Here is a 21,208-nt window from a genome sequence, read left to right on the forward strand (position 1 = left end):
TAGACCCGCCTCGACGGCGGAACTCATCGGCCGGCTCTGCGATACTGGCCGCGAACCACCCTCAACTCGGATCGTCCGGCACGTTCCTGCCGGTGAAGGGATCGAACGACACCCCATGGCGACAGTCACCTACGACTCCACCAGCTGCGTGTTCCCCGGCTCGACGACGCCGGCCGTGGACAAGCTGAACCTGCACATCGAGGACGGCGAGTTCCTCGTCCTGGTCGGGCCGTCCGGCTGCGGCAAGTCCACCTCGCTCCGCATGCTCGCGGGACTGGAGGAGGTCGACTCCGGACGCATCCTGATCGGCAACAAGGACGTCACCGGCACCGAGCCGAAGGACCGGGACATCGCGATGGTGTTCCAGAACTACGCGCTGTACCCGCACATGTCGGTCGCCGAGAACATGGGCTTCGCGCTGAAGCTGGCGGGCACCCCGAAGGCGGAGATCCGCCAGCGGGTGGAGGAGACCGCGAAGCTGCTCGACCTGGCGCAGTACCTCGACCGCAAGCCGAAGGCGCTCTCCGGCGGTCAGCGTCAGCGTGTCGCGATGGGCCGCGCGATCGTGCGTCAGCCGCAGGTGTTCCTCATGGACGAGCCGCTGTCCAACCTGGACGCGAAGCTGCGCGTGCAGACCCGCACCCAGATCGCGCAGCTGCAGCGCCGGCTCGGCACCACCACCGTCTACGTCACCCACGATCAGGTCGAGGCGATGACGATGGGCGACCGGGTGGCCGTGCTCAAGGACGGGCTGCTGCAGCAGTGCGCGTCGCCGCGCGAGCTGTACTCCCGGCCCGCGAACATGTTCGTGGCGGGCTTCATGGGCTCGCCCTCGATGAACCTGTTCACCCTGCCCGTCACCGACGGCGGCGTGCTGTTCGGTGAGACCGTGATCCCGGTGCCGCGCGGCGCCCTCGCGATGGCGCACGAGCCCGAGGTGGTGCTCGGCATCCGCCCCGAGCACCTGGAGCTCTCCGATCGGGGCATCCCGATGGAGGTGGACGTGGTCGAGGAGCTCGGCTCGGATGCCTACATCTACGGCCGCACCACCCTCGCAGGTGCCCCGCACGAGGTCGTCGCGCGCGCCGACTGGCGCAACCCGCCGCAGAAGGGCCAGCAGGTCCGGCTGCACGTCGACCCCTCCGAGCTGCACCTCTTCTCCGCTGCGGACGGCCGCAGGCTCGGCTAGATTCCTGACCGATTCAGGTTCGACGTAATGTCTCGGTTCGGCGGTGTTCCGTGCCACAGTAGGCAACGACACGGGCATCGGCGTCGCGCGTTTCGTGCTGCGCCGGACCGACCGATCCGATCCACCGACTACCGGGGAGATACTCCATGGTTCTGAATACGAAGGCGGTCCGCCGTGCGGCGGTCGCGGCGACTGCCGCATCGCTGCTCGCGATCACCGGTTGTTCGAGCGACAGCGGCTCCGGCTCCGGCGACGCCTCGGCTGAGAACACCGGCGGCCGTGGTCCGATCTCGTTCGCGATGGGCAAGAACGACACGGACAAGCTCACCCCGGTCATCGCGAGCTGGAACGCCGCGCACCCGGACGAGCAGGTCGAGCTCAAGGAACTCCCCGGCGAGGCCGACGATCAGCGCGACAAGCTGGTCCAGTCGCTGCAGGCCGGCAACTCCGACTACGACGTGATGGCGCTCGATGTCACCTGGACCGCCGAGTTCGCCGCCAACGGCTGGCTGCAGCCGCTCGAGGGTGACCTGGCGATCCAGACCTCCGGCCTGCTGCCCGCCACCGTGGCCAGCGCGACCTACCGCGACAAGCTGTACGCGGCCCCGCAGAACACCAACGCGCAGCTGCTCTACTACCGCACCGACCTGATGCCGACGGCGCCTGCGAACTGGCAGGCGCTCACCGACAGCTGCGCCACGGCCACCGCCAAGTCCGTGGACTGCCTGGTCACCCAGCTCAAGCAGTACGAGGGCCTGACCGTGAACACCACCCAGGCGATCAACTCGTGGGGCGGCTCGGTCGTCGGCCCCGACGGCCAGACCCCCGAGGTCGAGTCGCCCGAGGCCAAGGCCGGCCTGAAGTCGCTCGTCGACGCCTACGCGAAGGGCCAGATCGCCAAGCGCTCCACCGGCTTCACCGAGGAGGAGACCAACCTCGCGTTCGTCGGTGGCGAGTCCATGTACGCCTACAACTGGCCGTACATGTACTCGAACGCCGAGAAGGACAGCTCCAAGGTCAAGGGCAATGTCGCGGTCGCGCCGATCGTCGGCCCCGCCGGCCCCGGCGCGTCCACCCTCGGTGGCTACAACAACGGCATAAACGTGAACTCGAAGAGCAAGCAGACCGCTCGCGACTTCGTCGAGTTCGTGCAGAACCCGGCGAACCAGCAGTCCTTCGCGGACGCGTCGTTCCCGCCGGTGCTCGCATCCGTGTACGACGACGCCGCGCTGATCGCCAAGTACCCGTACCTGCCCGCGCTCAAGGCCGCGCTGGAGAACGCCGTGCCGCGCCCGGTCACGCCGTTCTACAACGCCGTCACCAAGGCGATCCAGGACAACGCGTACGCCGCCATCACCGGCAAGAAGAGTGTCGACCAGGCGACCGCGGACATGTCCGCGGCCATCTCGGCCGCGTCCAAGTAAGTCAGTAAGGCCGGGACCCGGCTCGGGTCCCGGCAGTTCGAATCACGAAGAGAACCAGGTACACCAACGATGGCTGACTCTGCTGGGCCACGGCAGGCAGACGAGGCCCGCGCCGCGGCCGGAGTCCTCACCGACTCCGGCCGCGACGTCAGCGCCTCCGGGCGCGAGGTATCCGACAGCGGGTATCCGGGTCGCGACGACGTAGCACCCCCACCGCGCAAGCGAGACCTGCGGGCGGTGTGGCTGATCGCGCCGACGATGGTGATCCTGGCGATCGTCATCCTCTACCCGGTCCTGCGGGCCATCTGGCTCTCGTTCCAGGCCGACAAGGGCCTCGACCCGGTGACCGGCACGTTCACCAAGGGCGGGTTCGCCGGCTTCGACCACTACCTGATGTGGCTGACCCAGAACTGCGGTTCCGGGATGGGGTCCTGCCCGCCGGGCACCCTCGGCGCCGACTTCTGGCCGTCGGTCGGGATCACCTTCTTCTTCGCGGCCGTCACCGTCAGCATCGAGGTCCTGCTCGGCCTCTGGATGGCGACGATCATGGGCCGCACCTTCTTCGGCCGCTCGCTGCTGCGCGCCGCGGTGCTGATCCCGTGGGCCATCCCGACGGCGGTCACCGCCAAGCTGTGGTTCTTCATCTTCGCGGAGAACGGCATCGCCAACAAGATCCTCGGGACCGACATCGCGTGGACGACGGATCCGTGGGCCTCGCGGTTCGCGGTGATCGTCGCCGACGTCTGGAAGACGACGCCGTTCATGGCGCTGCTCATCCTGGCCGGCCTGCAGATGATCCCGCAGGACGTCTACGAGGCCGCCAAGGTGGACGGCGCCAGCGCCTGGCAGCGGTTCACCCAGATCACGCTGCCGCTGGTCAAGCCCGCGCTGATGGTGGCGGTCCTGTTCCGCACCCTCGACGTGCTGCGCATGTACGACCTGCCCGCGATCCTCAACGGCGACAGCGGCGCCACCCCGACCACCACGATGTCGATCCTGGTGGTCGCGGACATCCGCAACGGCAACTTCAACAGCGCGTCCGCGCTGTCGACGCTGGTGTTCCTGATGATCTTCGCGGTGGCCTTCATCATGGTGAAGTTCCTCGGCGCCAACGCGGTGCGTACGCAGGACGAACAGCGCAAGGGAGACAAGTAGTGATGGCGGGACGGCACCGCAGCGACGAGCTGGCGAAGTCGCCCTTCGGTCGCAGCCAAGAGCCGGCCGCGGCGACCGCGCGTCGCCGGCGGTCCCCCTGGCCGAGCGTGCGCACCTACATGGGCGCGGCCATCATCCTGATCTGGGGGTTGGCCCCGTTCTACTGGATGGTCATCACCGCCTTCCGGGACGTCGACCACACCTTCGACACCACCCCGTGGCCGACCTACGTCACGCTCGACAACTTCCGGGACGCGCTGGCCACCGACAAGGGCAACGACTTCCTCGGCGCCATCGGCAACAGCCTCATCATCGGCGCCGCGACCACCGCGGTGGCGATGATGCTCGGCATCTTCACCGCGTACGCGCTGGCGCGGATCGAGTTCCGCGGCAAGTACGTCGTGACCGGCATCATCCTGGCGGCCTCGATGTTCCCCGGCGTCGCGCTGGTGACGCCGCTGTTCCAGCTGTTCGGTGACATCGGCTGGATCGGTCACTACCAGGCGCTGATCATCCCGAACATCTCGTTCGTGCTGCCGCTGACCATCTACACGCTGACCTCGTTCCTCGGCGACCTGCCGTGGGAGCTCGAGGAGGCGGCCCGGGTCGACGGCGCCTCGCGGGGACAGGCCTTCCGGAAGGTGATCCTGCCGCTGGCCGCGCCCGCGTTGTTCACCACCGCGATCCTCGCCTTCATCGCGACGTGGAACGAGTACATGCTGGCGAACATGCTCTCCACCCGCGCGACCGAGCCGGTGACGGTGGCGATCGCCCGGTTCGAGGGCCCGGACTCTTTCTCGCAGCCGTACACCGCGGTGATGGCGGCGGGCACGCTGGTGACGATCCCGCTCGTGATCATGGTGCTGCTCTTCCAGCGCCGGATCGTGTCCGGCCTGACCGCGGGCGGCGTCAAGTCGTGAGCCTCGGCTCGTGAAGAACCGGGCGCGGCGCCGCCAGCAGGTCGAGATGCTGATCGGGATCCTCGGCTTCTTCACGGTGATGGCGTTCATCGGGGCGGTGGCCGGGATCGTGCGCGGCGACCCCGGCCTCACCGAGTCGCTGGTGCTGGCCGGCTGTGTGGTGTTGCTCGGGCTGGCCGTCGCGGTGTGGCGGCGGGTGCGCTGACGTAGATCCCGTTGCTCGTGCTGCGCCGGCCGCGCACCTCCCGGCCGGCCCCGCGCTCGCTCGTCGGGGCCGGCCGGGATCTAGCTTCCGAAGATCGGTCTGCCACCGTGTGAGCTGCCGCCGGGGCGCTTGAGGTGTTCCGGGTTCTCGATGTCGAGGGCGGTGCATTCCGTTGGTGCGTTGACGGGGTTGCAGCGTGCGGGTGTGCCGCCGGGTACGTCGACCTGGAAGGTGGGGTGGTATCGGGGGTCCGGTTCGGGGAAGTCGGTGCTGACGATCTGTGCGCCGGATGCGAATGCTGCGTCGCGGCGGGCGATGTCGCCGGTGACGGCGTTGGCATCGGCGCGGGTGCGCACGATGTAGCCCTGCCGGACCAGATCCGCGATCTTGGCGAAGTCCTTGGGATTCTCGGCGCGCACGACCGCGGCGTCAGGGTTGCCCGGCTCCGAGGCCGGGAACAGGACCCTGCCCTTGAGACTGCCGTCGGGGCGTAGGTAGTCGAGTCGGTGCCGGTCGTTGGTCAGGCAGTTGCAGTTGATGAACATGAACTTCCCGCGGGAGTCCGCGAGGGTTGGCCACGCGTTGTCTTTGACTGCGGCTTCGAGTGTCGGGTACTTGCCCTGGACGTCGTCGGGGGTGATGAGTTTGTTGCCCAGCACGGATCTGATCTCCGCGTCGAGGCGGTTGTAGTCGTCGGGTCCCCACGGGCTCAGGGGTGGGTGGGGTTCGGTGTTCATCACGTCGAGGTCCTTGATCTCGATGACGATCATGAACGGCAGGTGTCCGGGGTTCTGATCCGACCACGTCTTGAGCGCGCCGAGGCACTGGGTGAGCTTCACGCACGAGGTCTGCTGGTCGACCTGGGGGACGTGGAAGACCTTCAGCCCCGGCTCTTTCCATGCCGGGTCGGCCATGGTGGTGGGTGCTCCGATCTCGGCGAGCATCGGGGCTTCGGCGTAGCGGCCGCCCTGCGGATCGGCATAGACGTCGAACACCAGGTGCCGGACACCGAGGTTGTCGAGTTGTTCGGGCAGGGGCTTGTGCCGGTAGTCGAGTGCCTTCGTGATCTGCTCGAGCGTGTAGCCAGGGAAGCTTGCGGTCACCGACGGCGGCAGGCCCTGCGGGATCAGCCCGGTGTGGTAGCTGTTGTGCGTACCCATCGTCTGCATCTGGTTCATCCGCAGGGTGTCATCGAGCGGATACGGATCCTGCCCGCTGCTGCCGACCGGTGCGGCAACACCGGCCGGGGCAGTGATTCCGGCGACCAGCGCACACATCGCTGTGGCGATGGCGCCTATGATGGCCCACCTTTGCCTCGAAGTCGGACTTGGAATACGCATGGTTCTCCTTCGGTCGGTTGGTATTTCCTGCTGTTTCGGTTGTGCTGGGAGGCGTGTTCGACGAGCACGGAGCCGGCGCCGGAGAAGGTCGAAGTCTGGCACCAAGCGTGGAACTGTGTTACAAAATAGGAATGATGGCTTCCAATGTGGCGGGTGATTCTAAGCACACCGCTCGCGCGGCATCAAGAGTCGGCGACCACGAATCCGGGACACGGCCCTCGGTAGAAAGGAAGTCGCCACCCACCGAACGGGTCGTTCAGGTCCTCAATCTGCTGGCAGAAACGCCGCGCGAGCGGCTCACGCTCACACAGATCGCGGCCAACCTCGACCTGGCCATGCCCACCTGCCTTGGCATCCTCACCGCCTTGACGGATGCCGAATTCGTCACGCGCGACGGGGCCAAGTCATACGGGTTGGGCCCGGCGCTGCAGCGTCTCGGATCTGCCTTTGAATCCGGGCTCGCCAACCTCGACCTGGTTCGCCCCGCCATCATCGAGCTGCACGATCGCCTGGGCATCAGCTGCGTTCTCAGCGCCACACACGAGGGCCAGATCGTGATCCTCGACCGGCTCGGCGCCGCCATGGCCGGTGACCGCCGCGACCTCATCGGCGCGAGACTGCCGCTGGCGCCACCACTCGGGCTGGTGAACACCGCCTGGGGGCCCGACGCCGTGGTCGACGCATGGCTCGGTCGGCAGCCACTGATCCCACTGGCAACAGGTGACGAAACTGCTCGCGCCATCATCGAAGACGGACGCCGGCGGGGCTACATCATCGAATGCCTACCCTCGTCGATGGCGTCGACTGTCGTGCTCGCGACGGTGCTGACCTCGGGAATGCCACAGCGGGTCATCGACGAGCTCTGCCGGAATCTCCCCCCGTCAGACTGGTCCGAGTACCTCTTAACGACGCCGGGCGACTCGGCCGCCACCGTCCCCGTCGCACACATCAGTGCGCCGATCTTCGATCAGCACGGCGCCCAGCAGTACACCCTGACCCTCGTCCCCGAACGCACGGACGCCACCCTGGCTCACTGCGAGGAATGGGCCGCCGCCCTCCTCCACGCCACCCGCCAGGCAACCATCGCCCTCGGCGGCCGGTGAAATCGGACTGGGAAGGGCGGGATCTACAGGTGACCCTCACCCGCCGCGGGTGAATCTGGTGACACGCCGACGGCGGGGCGGCGGAATTGTGGCGCGTCGATGGCCACGCCTGTTGATGAATGTCAGGATGCAGGGAAGACTCGGTCTCCCAGACAGGAATCCTGCATGTGAGCTCGCCTACCAGCACGGCCCCGACGACCCCGCCGCCGCCCGAGGAACCGGGTGGTGGCGACCCGCCGGATGGTGAGCCCACTCCCCCGAAGCGGAGCAGGCGCCGCCTGATCCTGTGGATCGCGGCCGGGGTCGTGACGCTGCTGCTGGTCGTGCCTGCCGCGGTGTTCGCTGCCGGCTACTGGCAGGCGGAGGTGCCGCATCCCTCGGACATGCGCACCAACCAGGTGGCGACGATCTTCGCCACCGACGGTTCGACGATCACGAAAGTCGTGCCGCCGGAGGGCAACCGCACCGACGTCGAGCTCGCGCAGATCCCCGAGCACGTCCGGCAGGCGGTCCTGTCCGCCGAGGACCGGGATTTCTACACCAACCCCGGCTTCTCCGTCTCCGGCTTCGCCCGGGCCGCGCGCGACAACATCCTCGGCAAGGCCAGCGCGGGCGGCGGCTCGACGATCACCCAGCAGTACGTGAAGAACACCCTGGTCGGCGCGGACCGGAACGTCATCCGCAAGATGCGTGAGCTGGTGATCTCCTCGAAGATGGCGCGGCAGTGGTCCAAGGACGACATCCTCGCCGCGTACCTGAACACCATCTACTTCGGTCGCGGCGCGTACGGCATCGCGGCCGCGTCGAAGGCCTACTTCAACAAGCCGGTCGAGGAGCTCACGGTCGAGGAGGGGGCCGTGCTCGCCTCCGTCATCCAGAGCCCGTCCAGCCTCGACCCCGAGACCAACCGCGCCAGGCTCGAGTCCCGCTGGCGGTACGTGCTCGACGGCATGGTCAGCCAGGGCCAGCTGTCGAAGGAGGGGCGGTCCGCCGCGCTGTTCCCCGCCGTGGTGCCGTCGAGTCAGCTGGTGGACGCGAACGCAGCGCGCGGACCGGAGGGGCTCATCCGGACGCAGGTGCTCGCCGAGCTGGCCGCGGCCGGGATCAGCGAGCAGCAGCTGAACACCGAGGGCCTGCAGATCACCACCACCATCGACCCGAAAGCGCAGAACGCGGCGATGGAGTCGGTGCGCGAGACGATGGCGGGCGAGCCAAAGGAGCTGCGCGCGGCGGTGGTGTCCGTCGATCCGCGCACCGGCGCGGTCCGCGCGTACTACGGCGGGGCCGACGGTGCCGGTTTCGACTTCGCGCAGTCGCCGCTGCAGACCGGGTCCGCGTTCAAGGTGTTCGGCCTGGCCGCCCTGCTCAAGGAGGGCAAGGGCCTGCAGACGATGTTCAACAGCGCCCCGCTCACCGTCGGTCAGGTGGAGATCACGAACGTCGGCGGCGACGGCTGCGGGACCTGCACCATCGCGCAGGCGCTCAAGCAGTCGCTGAACACCAGCTTCTACCGGCTCACCCTGTCGATGGAGAACGGCTCGCAGAAGATCGCCGACGCCGCGCACGAGGCGGGCATCCCGAAGCAGATCCCCGGCGTCGAGGGCGAGAGTCTGACCCAGGACGGCGGCCCGCCGGAGAACGGAATCGTGTTGGGGCAGTATCAGTCCCGGCCGATCGACATGGCGTCCGCGTACGCGACGCTGGCCGCCTCCGGCATCTACCATCAACCCTACTTCGTGCAGCGGGTGGTGACCGCGGACGGCGCGGTGCTGCTGGATCGTCCTGCGCCGCAGGGAGAACGGCGGCTCGATGCGGCGGTGGCCGACAACGTCACCCAGGCGATGCTGCCGATCGCGGCCTACTCGAACGGGCACGCTCTGTACGGCGGCAGGCCGTCGGCCGCCAAGACCGGGACCGCGCAGTTCGGCGACACCGGAATGAACAAGGACGCGTGGATGGTCGGCTACACGCCGACGCTGTCCACGGCGGTCTGGGTCGGAACGGAGCAGTCGCAGGCGATCGTGAACCAGTGGGGCGGATCGATTTACGGGTCCGGGCTGCCCTCGGACATCTGGAAGGGCACGATGGACGGCGCGCTGGAGGGCTCGGATTGGGAGTCGTTCCCGTGGCCGCAGCCCATCGGCGGCCAATCGGGCGTGCCCGCCTATTCGGGGGGCGGCACCGGTGACGGTTCCCGCGTGAACACGGGTGGCCCGGCACAGCAGGCCCCGATGCCGCAGGCCCCCGCGGGCCCGCCGGCCCAGGAGGGCCCACCCCCGGCCCAGGTCCCGGCCCCGCCGGTGTTCGAGCCGCCCGCCCCGCTCCCGCCGCCGCCCCCGCCACGGAATGTGGAGATCCTGCCGGGCATCGTCATCCCGCTTCCTGGCTGACGGTCAGCCAGTTTCGTCGTCGTCGGGGACCGGAAGGTCGGGACAGACCTTTTCGTAGTCTTCGCGGGGTGAGACCCAGGCATCCCATTCAGCGTGGCTCATGTTGCGGGTGAGCTTGTCGCACAGGGCGTTCGGCCACTCCGCTGGATCAGGCGGCGGCGTCCGCCACAGTCGCACCGTCGAGTCCAGGCCGCCGGACACGACCGAGCGGCCGTCGGGACTGAAGTTAACTGACCAAACAATGCCGGTGTGCGTCGGCTCGCCGATCGGTGTTCCGGTGTCTGCGTTCCATAGCCGCATGCCGTCTCCCCCGGCCGAGACGATCTGCCGACTGTCAGGACTGAAGTCAACCGACAGGACGAAGCCCTGCGTGACCAACGGTTCGCCGAGTTGCTCGCCGGACGCGGCGTCCCATCGACGCAGCTCGTTCTTGAGGCCGTACGAGGCAATCATGCGTCCGTCGGGACTGAATTCGGCAAACGCCGTTCCGACCAGCTCCGTCAACGGTTCACCCACGGGTCGCCCGCTGTCGGTCTCCCATCGTTGGACCACGCCGGCATCGTCGCCGGAAACGAGCATGCGGCCGTCCGGGCTGAAATCCACGGACGTCGGGACCACTCGATCGGCTCCGGTCGGTTGCTCCCAGAGTTCCCTACCGGACGCCGCATCCCAACCTCGCAGCATTCCGTCCCAGCCGCCGGTGACTATCCTGCGGCTATCCGGGCTGATGGCGATCCGGTGGACGCCTCCTTCGTGGCGCTGCGTCGATTCGCCGAGCGGATCTCCAGTGTCGGCGTTCCATCGCCGCACAACGCCGTCCCCGCTGCCGCTGACGAGGAGTCGGCCGTCCGTGCTCAGGGTCAGGTATTTCAGGCCAGGGCTGGAGATCGGCTGGCCGATGGGTTGTCCCGAAGCGTCCCATCGTTGAACCATTCCGTCATCACCCGCGGTGACAAACAGGTGGAGGTCGTCGGCGGTCGCGAAGTGTTTGAACGAGGAACTGGTACGGGTGATCGAAATGCCGGTGGGCTGACCCGATTCGGCATCCCATACGCGGAGGCCATCATCCGCTACCGAAACAATGCGCCCGCCGTCCGAGCTGAACCCAACGGCCCAGACACCATTGGACGTGGCGGGGTGACTCACCATCGGCAACGCGGTGACCGCGTCCCAGATTCGAATGGTCTTGTCGAAGCTGGACGTCAGTACCTGGTGGCCGTCCTCGCTGAACGCAACGCTGGTGACCCGTCCCCTGTGCCCGACAAGCGGCACACTGGAGGCCTGGTCGCCCGCCACATCCCACACCCGCACCGTGCCTACGAGATCTCCGGAGGCGACTCGCCGTCCGTCCGCGCTGAACGCCACACTTGTCACAGGGCTTTCATGGGCCTCCAGTGTGGTGGAGGTTCGACTGTCGACGTCCCAAATCCGCACGGTGCCGTCCAAGCTTCCCGAAACGATCCGTCGACTGTCCGCGCTGAAGGCGAGGCTCGGAACTGGGCCACGATGACCGTTCATCACCTCGGCCTCCGCGTCCGCTTTCGTCCTGTCAAAGAGCCGAATGTTGTTGTCCTCGCTCCCGGTTGCGAACCACCTTCCGTCGGGGCTGTAGGCGACGCTCAAGGTTGGGCCACCGGGTAATCCTGCGATCGCGTCCCCGTCAGGCTCACCGTTTGCGGAGCTCCACCAGCGGAATTTGTTGTTCGACGTGGTTGAGACGACCTCCTCACCATCGGGCGTGAAGGCCAGGCCGTATAGGTTCTTCGATTCGTCAGGCTTCGGTGCGCCCAGGTGTTTCTGGGTGTCCGCGTTCCAGAGCCACACGACACCTTCGAGTCCGCCTGCCGCGATCTTCGTACCGTCCGGGCTGACCGCGACGCGGTTCAACGCGTCGCCATCGGTCGTCATCGTTTCGCCCACCGGTCGTCCGGTTCCCGTGTCCCAGAGCTGCACGACCCCGTCGCTGCCGCCGGAGACAACGTGACCTTTCCCGACGTATGCTGCGCCCGCGACGGGAGTCGGGGTCTCGATGATTTTCACTACATCGCGCCGGGCAACCAAGGCGTCGAGTGCCGCCTCCCCATCTACCGAGTCCGCGACGTGGGGGGCGGCGAGAAGCGCACCGAGCGCGCGGAACTCGCTTTCAGTGCCGGCGCCCGCCAGGATCGACTGGGCCTCGGAATTCAATCGCGAGGCAAGCGCTTCGCGGGTGCGCTCCCGCTCTTGGAAGAAGAAGACCACTGCCACCATCGCCACGACCAGCGTGACCGCCAGCACCGCCCGCAGCACCCGTGCCCGCTTGCGCAGCGCCGCCGTGTGCGCCTGCGCCTGCTCCTTGGCCTCTGTCTCTGCCTCCGCGAGCGCCTCTGCCGCTTGCTGCTTGTCCTTGGCCGCCTGCAGTTCGGCCTCCCGCCTCCGTCGCTCGGCCTCGGTCCTGGCGGTCTCCCGCTCCCGCGAGGCCAGCAGGAACTCCCGGGCCGGCCGCAGTCGATCGGTGAAACAGGGTTTGGCCGAGAGGATCTCGGCGTCGTCCAGCCGTGTCCCGGCCAGCAGCCAGGCGTCGTCGCGGTCGTTTCGATCCCACTCCTCGGCCGCACCCTCCATCCGGTCCGCCGCCTTGAGGTCCTCCGCCTCGGTTCGTAGCCACCCGGCCAGATCGTCCCATTGGCGCAGCAGGCTCTCCAGGGCCACCTCGACGACGGTTTCGCCGCCCCGTTCGTCCTCGACCAGGAGGCGCTTGGCGACCAGCGCGTCGATGAGCGGTCGGCTCCCCACCGGCAGGTCGGATCGACGCGCCACGCGGCGCATCGGCTGGTCGCTGTCCGGGTTGATCGTCGCCAGCCAGGGTATGAATGCCCCGCGCAGTTGATCGAGCTGTCGCTGCCGTTCGCCGGGCTCGGCGGAGAGCACCGAGTCGATCTCGGTTTGCACCACGCGTGACATCCCGCCCATCGCCGTGTACTCGTCCAGGGTCAGGTCGGCGTCGCTGCCGTAGTCCCGGTACAGACGCGACAGGGTCAGCGACAGCAGCGGCAGTGTGTCCGCGCCCTGCCCACATTCCTCCAGCAGCCGGTCCACCAGCGCAGGCTCCACCCGTAGCCGGCGTCCGGTCTCGCCCGCGCGCCGGACGGGACCGACGACGACCTCCTTGAACTGAGTCGGCGGCATGGGCTTCAGCTCGCCGAACACCGCGCTCTTCAGGCCGGCGAGTTCCGGCGCCGTCTGCCACGCCTCGTAGAGGTCGGCGCGGATCGTCAGGGTCACGATCATCGACACCCGGTCGCCGTTCGCGTCCCGCATCAGACTCGCGAGCAGCGAAAGGAGCTGCCGGGCTTGGGTTCCCGCGTCGACGCCGAACAGTTCCTCGGCCTGGTCGACCGGAAGGATCAGAGTGGGCGAGGGAGCATCGGGGGGCAGGTCCAGCAGGCGCGCCCTGGCGGCCTGCTGCGCCTCGAGCAGCCACTCCCGGAGTCGGTCTGTGCCGTCGGGGCACGCGGCTTTGATCTCGCCGAGCGTCGGTCGGGTGAGTCCAAGGCGAACGCGCATCGCGTGAATCGACTGGGCCAAACCGGAATCGCCGGTGAGCGCGTTGCGTTCGGGCCGGACGATGTCGAGTAGCAGGTAGTTCCGGTCGTCACGCCGCAGCCGGGGCAGGAGTCCGGCCCGCAGGAACGACGACTTGCCGACCCCGGACGGTCCGGGGATCACGAACAGCGACTCCACCCCGGTACTGCACATGCCGCGCAGACGGTCGAGCACGTCGAGGATCTGCGCGTCGCGCCCGAAATAGACGGCGGCGTCGACCTCTTCGAACGGCTCCCACCCCCGATAGGGCGCCCGGTTCGGGTCACCCGGTGGCGGCCACGGGAAGCGGTCTGCGCCGACTCCCGCCGCGCACAGCCCGGCGCGCAACCGCTCCAGGCCGTCGGACAGGAACTCCACCGGCTCTGATCCGTCACCGAGCGACACCTCGGTCTTCGGTCCGTCGCCGAACAGGTCGCAGCGCTGCCACTCCCGGGTGATCTCGCCGCTCTCCATCGGCTCGAGCCGGACCACGAAGACCGGTTTGTTCAGGTCCTCCGCGTGGCGGTACTCGAGCTTGCACTCCGCCTTCGCTTCCCACGATTCGGAGAGCAGGACCACAACCGCCTCGCACCGGTCCTTTGCCCGGCGCAGCGCGTCCTTCCACCGGATGCCAAGCGGGATACCGGTGTCCGGGTCGACGTCGAGGAAGATCTCGCGGGCCAGTCTGGGCTCTCGCTCCACCAGCCAACGCATGAGGGCCCTCGCCTGACGGCGGTCCCGACTGGAGTATGTGATGAACACCCGCGACATGGCACTCCCATCGCAGGTCGGCGGTGTGCACATTCAGAATGAACCGGCCCGCCGCCGCGGGCACGCGTAGTCGACTACTCGACTGTCGTGGTTCGTCGGCCCGGGCGGGTTACCCCGAAACGGCCGAAGGGCACGTTCGTTCGGTTCAACCGAACAAACGTGCCCTTCGCCGCGTGGCTGCGGAGACTATGCCTCGATGATGAACGCCTCGAGCTCGGCGCGGGCCTTGTCGTCGGCCATCTGGACCGGCGGGCTCTTCATCAGGTAGGCCGAGGCCGGGTAGACCGGTCCGCCGATGCCGCGGTCGAGCGCGATCTTGGCGGCGCGGACGGCGTCGATGATGATGCCTGCCGAGTTCGGCGAGTCCCAGACCTCGAGCTTGTACTCCAGGTTCAGCGGCGCGTCACCGAAGGCGCGGCCCTCGAGGCGGACGTACGCCCACTTGCGGTCGTCGAGCCACTCCACGTAGTCCGAGGGGCCGATGTGGACGTTGCGGTCGTGGACCTTGCCTGCGAGCGAACCGGTCAGGTTCGACGTCACGGCCTGCGTCTTGGAGACCTTCTTGGACTCCAGGCGCTCGCGCTCGAGCATGTTCTTGAAGTCCATGTTGCCGCCGACGTTGAGCTGGTAGGTGCGGTCCAGCACGACACCGCGGTCCTCGAACAGCTTTGCCATCACGCGGTGCGTGATGGTGGCGCCGACCTGGCTCTTGATGTCGTCGCCGACGATCGGGATGCCGGCGTCCTTGAACTTGGCGGCCCACTCCGGGTCGGAGGCGATGAACACGGGCAGCGCGTTGACGAACGCGGCGCCGGCGTCGATCGCGCACTGGGCGTAGAACTTGTCGGCGTCCTCGGAGCCCACCGGGAGGTAGGACACGACGACGTCGACCTTGGCCGCCTTGAGGGCCGCGACGACGTCGACCGGCTCGAGGTCGGAGACCTCGATGGTCTGGGAGTAGTACTTGCCGATGCCGTCCAGGGTGGGGCCGCGCTGGACGGTGACGTTGCTCGGCGGCACGTCGGTGATCTTGATGGTGTTGTTCTCGCTGGCGAGGATGGCCTCGGAGAGGTCGAAGCCGACCTTCTTGGCGTCCACGTCGAAGGCGGCGACGAACTCGACGTCGCGGACGTGGTACTGGCCGAACTTCACATGCATCAGGCCGGGCACGGTGGCCGACTCGTCGGCGTCCTTGTAGTAGTGGACTCCCTGGACCAAGGACGAGGCGCAGTTCCCCACGCCCACAATGGCCACGCGCACCGAGGTGCTGTTCTCACCCATGGTCGGGTTCTCCTTCTTTCTTGGGTACTGCTGTCGATGTTTGTTCGGCCACGATCAGCTCGTTGAGCCAGCGCACCTCGCGCTCGCTCGATTCGAGACCGAGCTGATGCAGCTGCCGGGTGTAGCGGTCGAGGGAACCGGTGGTCCGCCCGACGGCCTCGCGGAGCCCCTCGCGGCGCTCCTCGACCTGACGTCGCCTGCCCTCGAGGATCCGCATCCGCGCCTCGGCGGGGGTGCGGCTGAAGAAGGCGAGGTGAACGCCGAAACCGTCGTCCGTGTAGTTCTGCGGCCCGGTGTCGGCGACCAGTTCGGCGAACCGCTGCCTGCCGGCAGGGGTCAGCTCGTATACGCGGCGGGCCCGTCGCATGGAGGCGCCCGTCGGCCCGGCGTCCTCGGCGATCAACCCGTCGGTCTGCATGCGGCGCAGCGTCGGGTAGAGCGAACCGTAGGAGAAGGCGCGGAACGCGCCCAGTAGGCCGGTCAGCCGCTTGCGCAGCTCGTATCCGTGCATGGGTGACTCGAGGAGCAGCCCGAGGATCGCGAGTTCGAGCATCACTGCACCTCCTGAGTCCTAACCGACTGATGCGACGGCAAACTATATCGCGCCGATATATAGGAGCGTACGGGAATGCCCGTTTGTGTGACAAGGTGTCACGCCTAGGTGTGCGGTTCGGCCGCCGGGCTAGTCGTCCGCGGGATAGATCTCGAAGACCTCGCCGTCGAACCCGGCGGTCAGGTGTCCGGACGTGCCCGCGCGCCCGTCGGACAGGTACATCGACACCTCAGGGGCCTGGTCCCCCGACTCGACGGACACGTGGATCGAATCCGGTGTGGCCACGCCAAGGGTCTGTGGGGCGCCCAGCAGCAGTCCGACCACGGCCGGAATGTCCAGCTGGGCCAGATCGACCGGAACCGTCTTGGGATCCCGCCCGGTCCGGGGGTCAGGTTCCTCGAGCCCGTCCCGATAGTCGATGTCCTGGTACATGCCGGGCGCCCCCGGCTCGGCGCGCTGGATCCGCGCGTACTCCGGATAGATCGTCGCCTCGTCGATCACCACGTCGCCGTACCGCGCGCGCAGGTCCTCGATCATCCGGGCGAGGCCCGGCGCGGACAGCACGTTCTCGGGGCGGTCGGGAGCGTCCGCGCCGTCGTCGCCGATCGTGGAGAACACGACGGCGCCGAGCGCGACCACGGCGGCGGCCGCGACGGCCGCGGCCACGCCCGGGATCCGGCGGCGGTCGGGATCGGCAGACCGGACCGGCAGCGATCCCTTCAGCTTGTCGGGGATCTGCAGGTCCGACACCAGCGCGTCGAGCTCGGTGAGGGTCCGGGCGGACATCGCCGCCTTGGTGCGGTCGCGGTGCTCGAAGTCGGAGAGCTGGCCGTCGTCGTGGGCGGAATCGAGGAGTCCGCACACGTCGACGCGGTCGGTGTCACGGGCGCGCAGGCGCAGCGAGGATTTGCTCGGCACCAGCCGAGCATAGGAGTGCGCCGTCTATCCGTTGGGTGAGTAGGGATACATGCCGGCGATCTCCCCGTTGGGACGCAGGTACATGTGGCCGCTCGCGCCGGTCGCCTCGTTGTTCACGTAGACGGAGATCTGTGGGCCGTCGTCCTGGTCGACCTCGGTGCTGATGTGGCTGATCACCCCGCCCGGCACCCGCAGCGACTCCGCGGCGCCGCCGAGGTGGCCGGCCAGGGCGCGGAGGTCGATGCTCGTCAGGTCGAACGGCGGTTCGGCCCCGGAGTGGCTCGTCGCGGTGTCGGCCTCGAAGCCGCCGCGGAAGGAGTACGGCTGCTCCCGGCCGGGCTGGTCGGGGACCACCCGAGTCAGGCGGGCGTAGTCGCCGAAGAAGGTCGCCTCGTAGACGAGGGTGTCACCGAACTTGTCCCGATATCTGGTGATGAACTGCTCGATGCCGTTCGCGGTGATGGTGTCGATCTGCGGGATGACCACCGGCGCGACGTCGGCGTACTTGTCGGGAGCAGGCGGCGCGGGGGGATTCGGTGCGAGCGGCGCGACCACCGGTGCGGCGGCTGCCGGCGCCGGGTCGGGGCCGTCCTTGTTCAGCGCGGTGAGCGTCACCGCGGCCACCACCACCGCGGCGACCGCGACGCCGACCAGCAGCACCAGGCGGCGCGGCGGTGCCGGCCGGTCCGGCGCGGCGAGCGTGTCGGTGAGGGCCTTCGGTAGCTGCAGGTCGGTGACCAGTGACTCCAGCTCGCCGAGGGTCCTTGCGGACATGGCCGCGGAGGTTCGCGACTTGTGCTCGTCGAAGTCGAGCTGTCCCTCGCCGTACCCGGCGTCGAGCAGCGTGCAGGTGTTCGAGCGGTCGATGTCACGCGCTCGGGTCGTGTTGCGGCTGGCCACGGTCGAAATGATAGGAGAAGCGGTGTGACGGGGTCCGGCAGCCGGGTAGTGGCGCGATCGACAGTGTCGATTCGCGATCCGGCGCGGGCGCGGCGCAGCCACTGGTCGGGTGGGGTGCGCCCCGGGTGTCGGCCCGGCGTGTCGCAGCTCGCGCCGCCTCCAACCCGACACCTCGCACGATTGCCCACGTACTCTGGTCACGTGCGATTGCAGCGGCAGGTGGTGGACTACGCGCTCCAGCGGCGATCCTTGCTGGCCGAGGTCTACTCCGGTCGGACGGGTGTCGCCGAGGTGTGCGACGCCGGTCCTTACCTGCTGCGTGCGGCGAAGTTCCACGGCAGGGGCTCCGACGCGACCTGCCCGATCTGCAGGAAAGAACAGCTCACCCTTGTCTCGTGGGTGTTCGGCGACAGGCTCGGCCCGATCTCGGGTTCGGCACGTACGTCGGAGGAGCTGGTTCGGCTGGCGACGACCCAGGAGGAGTTCTCCGTCCACGTCGTCGAGGTGTGCCGCACCTGCAGTTGGAACCACCTGGTGCAGTCGTATGTGCTCGGAGCGGCCCCCGCACCGAAACGGGCGCGCCGCCCCTCGGGTGCGCGTGCGCCGAGTCGCCGCATTGCGAGTGAGTGAGAGCACCACCCCGCCGAACGATGTAACTGACACAGCCGTGTCTACGTGAGCACTGGAGATTCCTACGTGAGTTCCCCCTACGACAACATGCAGGGTGGTCGACCCGCCGGACAGCAGCGGCCGGGTGGCCCGCCACCGGGTGGCCGGCCGCCGGGGTACTCACAGCCGAACGCTCAACCCGGATATCCGCAGCCGCGGCCCAACCAGGCGCCCGGGTACCCGCAGGGCGCGCCGCCGCGCCCGAACCAGGCGCCCGGTTACCCGCCGCCGAACCCCGCGCAGCCCAACTACGCCACGCGGGGTCAGGCGCCCCGCCCCGCGGCGCAGCGGCCTCCGGCTCAGCGCCCGCAGGCACAGCGGCCCGCCGCGCCCCGCACCGCGCAGGGCAGCGGAAACGGACCCGGCGGCCGTCCCCCGGCAGGCCCGCCGCCGAAGGGCAGGGGCGGCTCGTCCGGCGGTCAGCCGCCGAAGCCGCCGAAGAAGGGCACCTCGAAGCGCTGGAAGATCGTCCGCCGCACGGCGATCAGCCTCGTCGCCATCGGACTGGTGGTGCCGATGCTGGCGTTCATGGTCGCCTACACGACCGCCGACGTGCCCAAGCCCGGCGACATCAAGACGAATCAGGTCGCGACGATCTACAACAGCGACGGCACCTCCGTGCTCAGCACGATCGTCCCGCCGGAGGGCAACCGAACCGACGTCACCATCGATCAGATCCCGCCGCAGGTGCGCAACGCCGTGCTCTCGGCCGAGGATCGGGACTTCTACACCAACCCCGGGTTCTCCGTCTCCGGCTTCGCCCGGGCCCTGCGCGACAACGTGCTCGGCAGGGAAGACGCGGGCGGTGGCTCCACGATCACCCAGCAGTACGTGAAGAACGCGCTGGTCGGCAACGAGCGCGCGCTCACGCGCAAGATGCGCGAACTCGTCCTCTCCTCGAAGATGGCCCGGCAGTGGTCCAAGGACGACATCCTCGCCGCCTACCTGAACACCATCTACTTCGGTCGCGGCGCGTACGGCATCGCGGCCGCGTCGAAGGCCTACTTCAACAAGCCGGTCGAGGAGCTCACGGTCGAGGAGGGCGCCGTGCTCGCGGCGAGCATCCAGCTGCCGTCGCTGCTCGACCCGGAGTCGAACCCGACCGGCGCCGAGACCCGGTGGAACTACGTCCTCGACGGCATGGTGAGCGCGAACACGCTCAGCGCGGGCGAGCGGGCGGCCGCCAAGTACCCGCACACGATCCTGCAGTCCGAGATCGACAACGGCAGCTCGGCGAAGGGGCCCGAGGGCCTGATCCGCAGCCAGGTGATCAAGGAACTCGCCGCGAACGGCATCAACGAGCAGGTGCTGAACACCGAGGGACTGCAGATCACCACCACCATCGACCAGCAGGCCCAGCAGGCCGTCGTCGACGCGGTCACCAGCAACATGGAGGGCGAGGACAACAACCTGCGCACCGCCGTGGTGTCGGTGGACCCGAAGACCGGCGGGGTGAAGGCCTACTACGGAGGCTCCGACGGCGCCGGCTTCGACTTCGCCCAGTCCGGGCTGCAGACCGGTTCGTCGTTCAAGGTGTTCGGCCTCGCGTCTGCGCTGAACGAGGGCATCCCGCTGTCGAAGATGTACGACAGCAGCCCTCTCAAGCTCGGCGGCGTCACCATCAACAACGCCGAGGGCCAGTCCTGTGGCACCTGCACCATCGCGGAGGCGACCAAGCGCTCGCTGAACACCAGCTTCTACCGGCAGATGATGTCCATCGAGAACGGCCCGGAGAAGATCGCGGACATCGCGCACAAGGCCGGCATCCCCGAGGAGATCCCGGGGGTCGTCGAGGGCACCACCCTGCAGGAACCGAACGGGTCCTCCGAGTACGGAATCGTGTTGGGTCAGTACCAGTCCCGGGTGATCGACATGGCGTCCTCGTATGCCACGCTTGCGGCCTCCGGGGTCTACCGCGCGCCGCACTTCGTGCAGAAGGTCGTGACCGGCGACGGCACCGTGCTGCTCGATCGCGGGCCCGCGACGGCGGGTGAGGCCCGGCTGAAGCCGGCGGTCGCCGACAACGTCACCTCCGCCCTCCAACCGATCGCGGCCTACTCCCGCAACCACGGCCTGGCCGGTGGGCGCCCGTCCGCCGCGAAGACCGGAACCGCGCAGCTCGGCGACACCGGCGAGAACAAGGACGCCTGGATGGTCGGCTACACCCCGTCGCTGTCCACCGCCGTCTGGGTTGGCACCGAGCAGGGCCTGCCGCTGCAGAACAGCTACGGCGGGCTGATGTACGGCTCCGGGCTCCCGTCCGACATCTGGAAGGACGCCATGGACGGCGCCCTGGAGGGCACCGACGTCGAGTCCTTCCCGAAGCCCGAGGCGATCGGTGGCCAGGCGGGCGTGCCCGCGTACACCGCGCCGTATGTGCCGCCGAAGACCACGTCCGCCACGCCGTCGCCGACGCCGGCGCCGGGACTGACGCTGCCGCCGGTCATCATCACCCCGCGCCAGGTGGAGGTCCTGCCCGGCGTGACGATCCCGCTGCCGGGTCTGGCGCCGAAGCCGACAACGCCGCCCGCGACGGTCGACCCGGGTCCGTCGCCGGGCCAGCCGACGCAGGAGGAGATCGACGCCGAGGAGGAGGGGCTCGGCCAGGGCGGCAACGCGCAGGGCAGCCCGCAGGGAGCGCCGATCCGGCCGAACCGGTAGCCGGTCGGTAACGTCACCGGGGTGGCCGAGCAACCTGACGACAGCACCGTGACGGTCGTTCCGCAGGCTCCATCACAGGGGTTTGCGGGCGGCGCGGTCATCGCCTCGCCGGGGCCGCTCGCGGACGACTGCCGGTCGGTGGTGGACCGGGATCTGCCCGGGCGC

At 68.5% G+C, this 21,208-nt stretch carries 15 protein-coding genes; 9 read left to right on the forward strand and 6 right to left on the reverse strand.

The features are described from left to right. Positions 1-115: 115 nt before the first annotated feature. From RM1_RS19580 to RM1_RS19600, 5 genes are all read left to right on the forward strand, one after another. Positions 116-1,189, forward strand: a complete 1,074-nt coding sequence (locus tag RM1_RS19580; RefSeq protein WP_072753385.1) for an ABC transporter ATP-binding protein — start codon at positions 116-118, stop codon at positions 1,187-1,189. Between the two features lie 146 nt (positions 1,190-1,335). Next, entirely contained in the window at positions 1,336-2,613 is a 1,278-nt protein-coding gene (locus RM1_RS19585) for an ABC transporter substrate-binding protein (protein ID WP_072753386.1), read from the forward strand. Between the two features lie 69 nt (positions 2,614-2,682). Further along, positions 2,683-3,768: a carbohydrate ABC transporter permease gene (locus RM1_RS19590; protein WP_083576854.1), complete on the forward strand. Its 1,086-nt coding sequence runs from the start codon at positions 2,683-2,685 to the stop codon at positions 3,766-3,768. A 119-nt stretch (positions 3,769-3,887) separates the two neighbouring features. Continuing rightward, complete coding sequence (locus RM1_RS19595; protein ID WP_072753412.1) at positions 3,888-4,688, forward strand: carbohydrate ABC transporter permease; 801 nt, start codon at positions 3,888-3,890, stop codon at positions 4,686-4,688. Positions 4,689-4,698: 10 nt separating this feature from the next. Then, positions 4,699-4,893: a hypothetical protein gene (locus tag RM1_RS19600; protein ID WP_027502108.1), complete on the forward strand. Its 195-nt coding sequence runs from the start codon at positions 4,699-4,701 to the stop codon at positions 4,891-4,893. Positions 4,894-4,973: 80 nt separating this feature from the next. Here RM1_RS19600 and RM1_RS19605 read toward each other — a convergent pair whose 3' ends face one another. Next, positions 4,974-6,170, reverse strand: coding sequence for a Ca2+-dependent phosphoinositide-specific phospholipase C (locus tag RM1_RS19605; RefSeq protein WP_072753387.1), 1,197 nt, complete (start codon positions 6,168-6,170; stop codon positions 4,974-4,976). A gap of 116 nt (positions 6,171-6,286) precedes the next feature. On the opposite strand from RM1_RS19605, the gene RM1_RS19610 reads away from it, so the two are divergent. Beyond that, positions 6,287-7,336 (forward strand): IclR family transcriptional regulator, encoded by a 1,050-nt coding sequence (locus RM1_RS19610; protein WP_245816483.1) that lies wholly within the window; start codon positions 6,287-6,289, stop codon positions 7,334-7,336. Positions 7,337-7,455: 119 nt separating this feature from the next. Continuing rightward, the gene (locus RM1_RS19615; protein WP_083576857.1) at positions 7,456-9,726 is read left to right on the forward strand and encodes a transglycosylase domain-containing protein; all 2,271 of its coding nucleotides are present in this window, start codon (positions 7,456-7,458) and stop codon (positions 9,724-9,726) included. 3 nt (positions 9,727-9,729) lie between these two features. Here RM1_RS19615 and RM1_RS19620 read toward each other — a convergent pair whose 3' ends face one another. The 5 genes from RM1_RS19620 to RM1_RS19640 all read right to left on the reverse strand — a co-directional run bounded on the left by RM1_RS19620 (position 9,730) and on the right by RM1_RS19640 (position 17,713). Then, on the reverse strand, positions 9,730-14,094 hold the full coding sequence (locus RM1_RS19620) for an nSTAND1 domain-containing NTPase (RefSeq protein WP_083576858.1): 4,365 nt from the start codon (positions 14,092-14,094) through the stop codon (positions 9,730-9,732). A gap of 153 nt (positions 14,095-14,247) precedes the next feature. Next, on the reverse strand, positions 14,248-15,342 hold the full coding sequence (locus tag RM1_RS19625) for an inositol-3-phosphate synthase (protein WP_072753390.1): 1,095 nt from the start codon (positions 15,340-15,342) through the stop codon (positions 14,248-14,250). After that, a complete protein-coding gene (locus RM1_RS19630) occupies positions 15,335-15,895 on the reverse strand; it encodes a PadR family transcriptional regulator (RefSeq protein WP_027502104.1) in 561 nt (186 codons plus the stop codon). The genes RM1_RS19625 and RM1_RS19630 overlap by 8 nt, the downstream gene beginning before the upstream one ends. 129 nt (positions 15,896-16,024) lie before the next feature. Next, a complete protein-coding gene (locus RM1_RS19635; RefSeq protein WP_072753391.1) occupies positions 16,025-16,813 on the reverse strand; it encodes a DUF1707 SHOCT-like domain-containing protein in 789 nt (262 codons plus the stop codon). Between the two features lie 24 nt (positions 16,814-16,837). After that, positions 16,838-17,713, reverse strand: a complete 876-nt coding sequence (locus RM1_RS19640) for a DUF1707 SHOCT-like domain-containing protein (RefSeq protein ID WP_072753392.1) — start codon at positions 17,711-17,713, stop codon at positions 16,838-16,840. Between the two features lie 201 nt (positions 17,714-17,914). Here RM1_RS19640 and RM1_RS19645 point away from each other — a divergent pair, with 201 nt between their 5' ends. Both RM1_RS19645 and RM1_RS19650 read left to right on the forward strand, forming a co-directional pair. Beyond that, a complete protein-coding gene (locus RM1_RS19645; protein ID WP_027502101.1) occupies positions 17,915-18,343 on the forward strand; it encodes a DUF5318 domain-containing protein in 429 nt (142 codons plus the stop codon). A gap of 87 nt (positions 18,344-18,430) precedes the next feature. Beyond that, positions 18,431-21,043: a transglycosylase domain-containing protein gene (locus RM1_RS19650; protein ID WP_425528707.1), complete on the forward strand. Its 2,613-nt coding sequence runs from the start codon at positions 18,431-18,433 to the stop codon at positions 21,041-21,043. Positions 21,044-21,208: the final 165 nt, after the last annotated feature.

Origin of the sequence: Rhodococcus maanshanensis NBRC 100610 (assembly GCF_001894865.1) — a bacterium.
Taxonomy (GTDB): Bacteria; Actinomycetota; Actinomycetes; order Mycobacteriales; family Mycobacteriaceae; genus Rhodococcus_G; species Rhodococcus_G maanshanensis.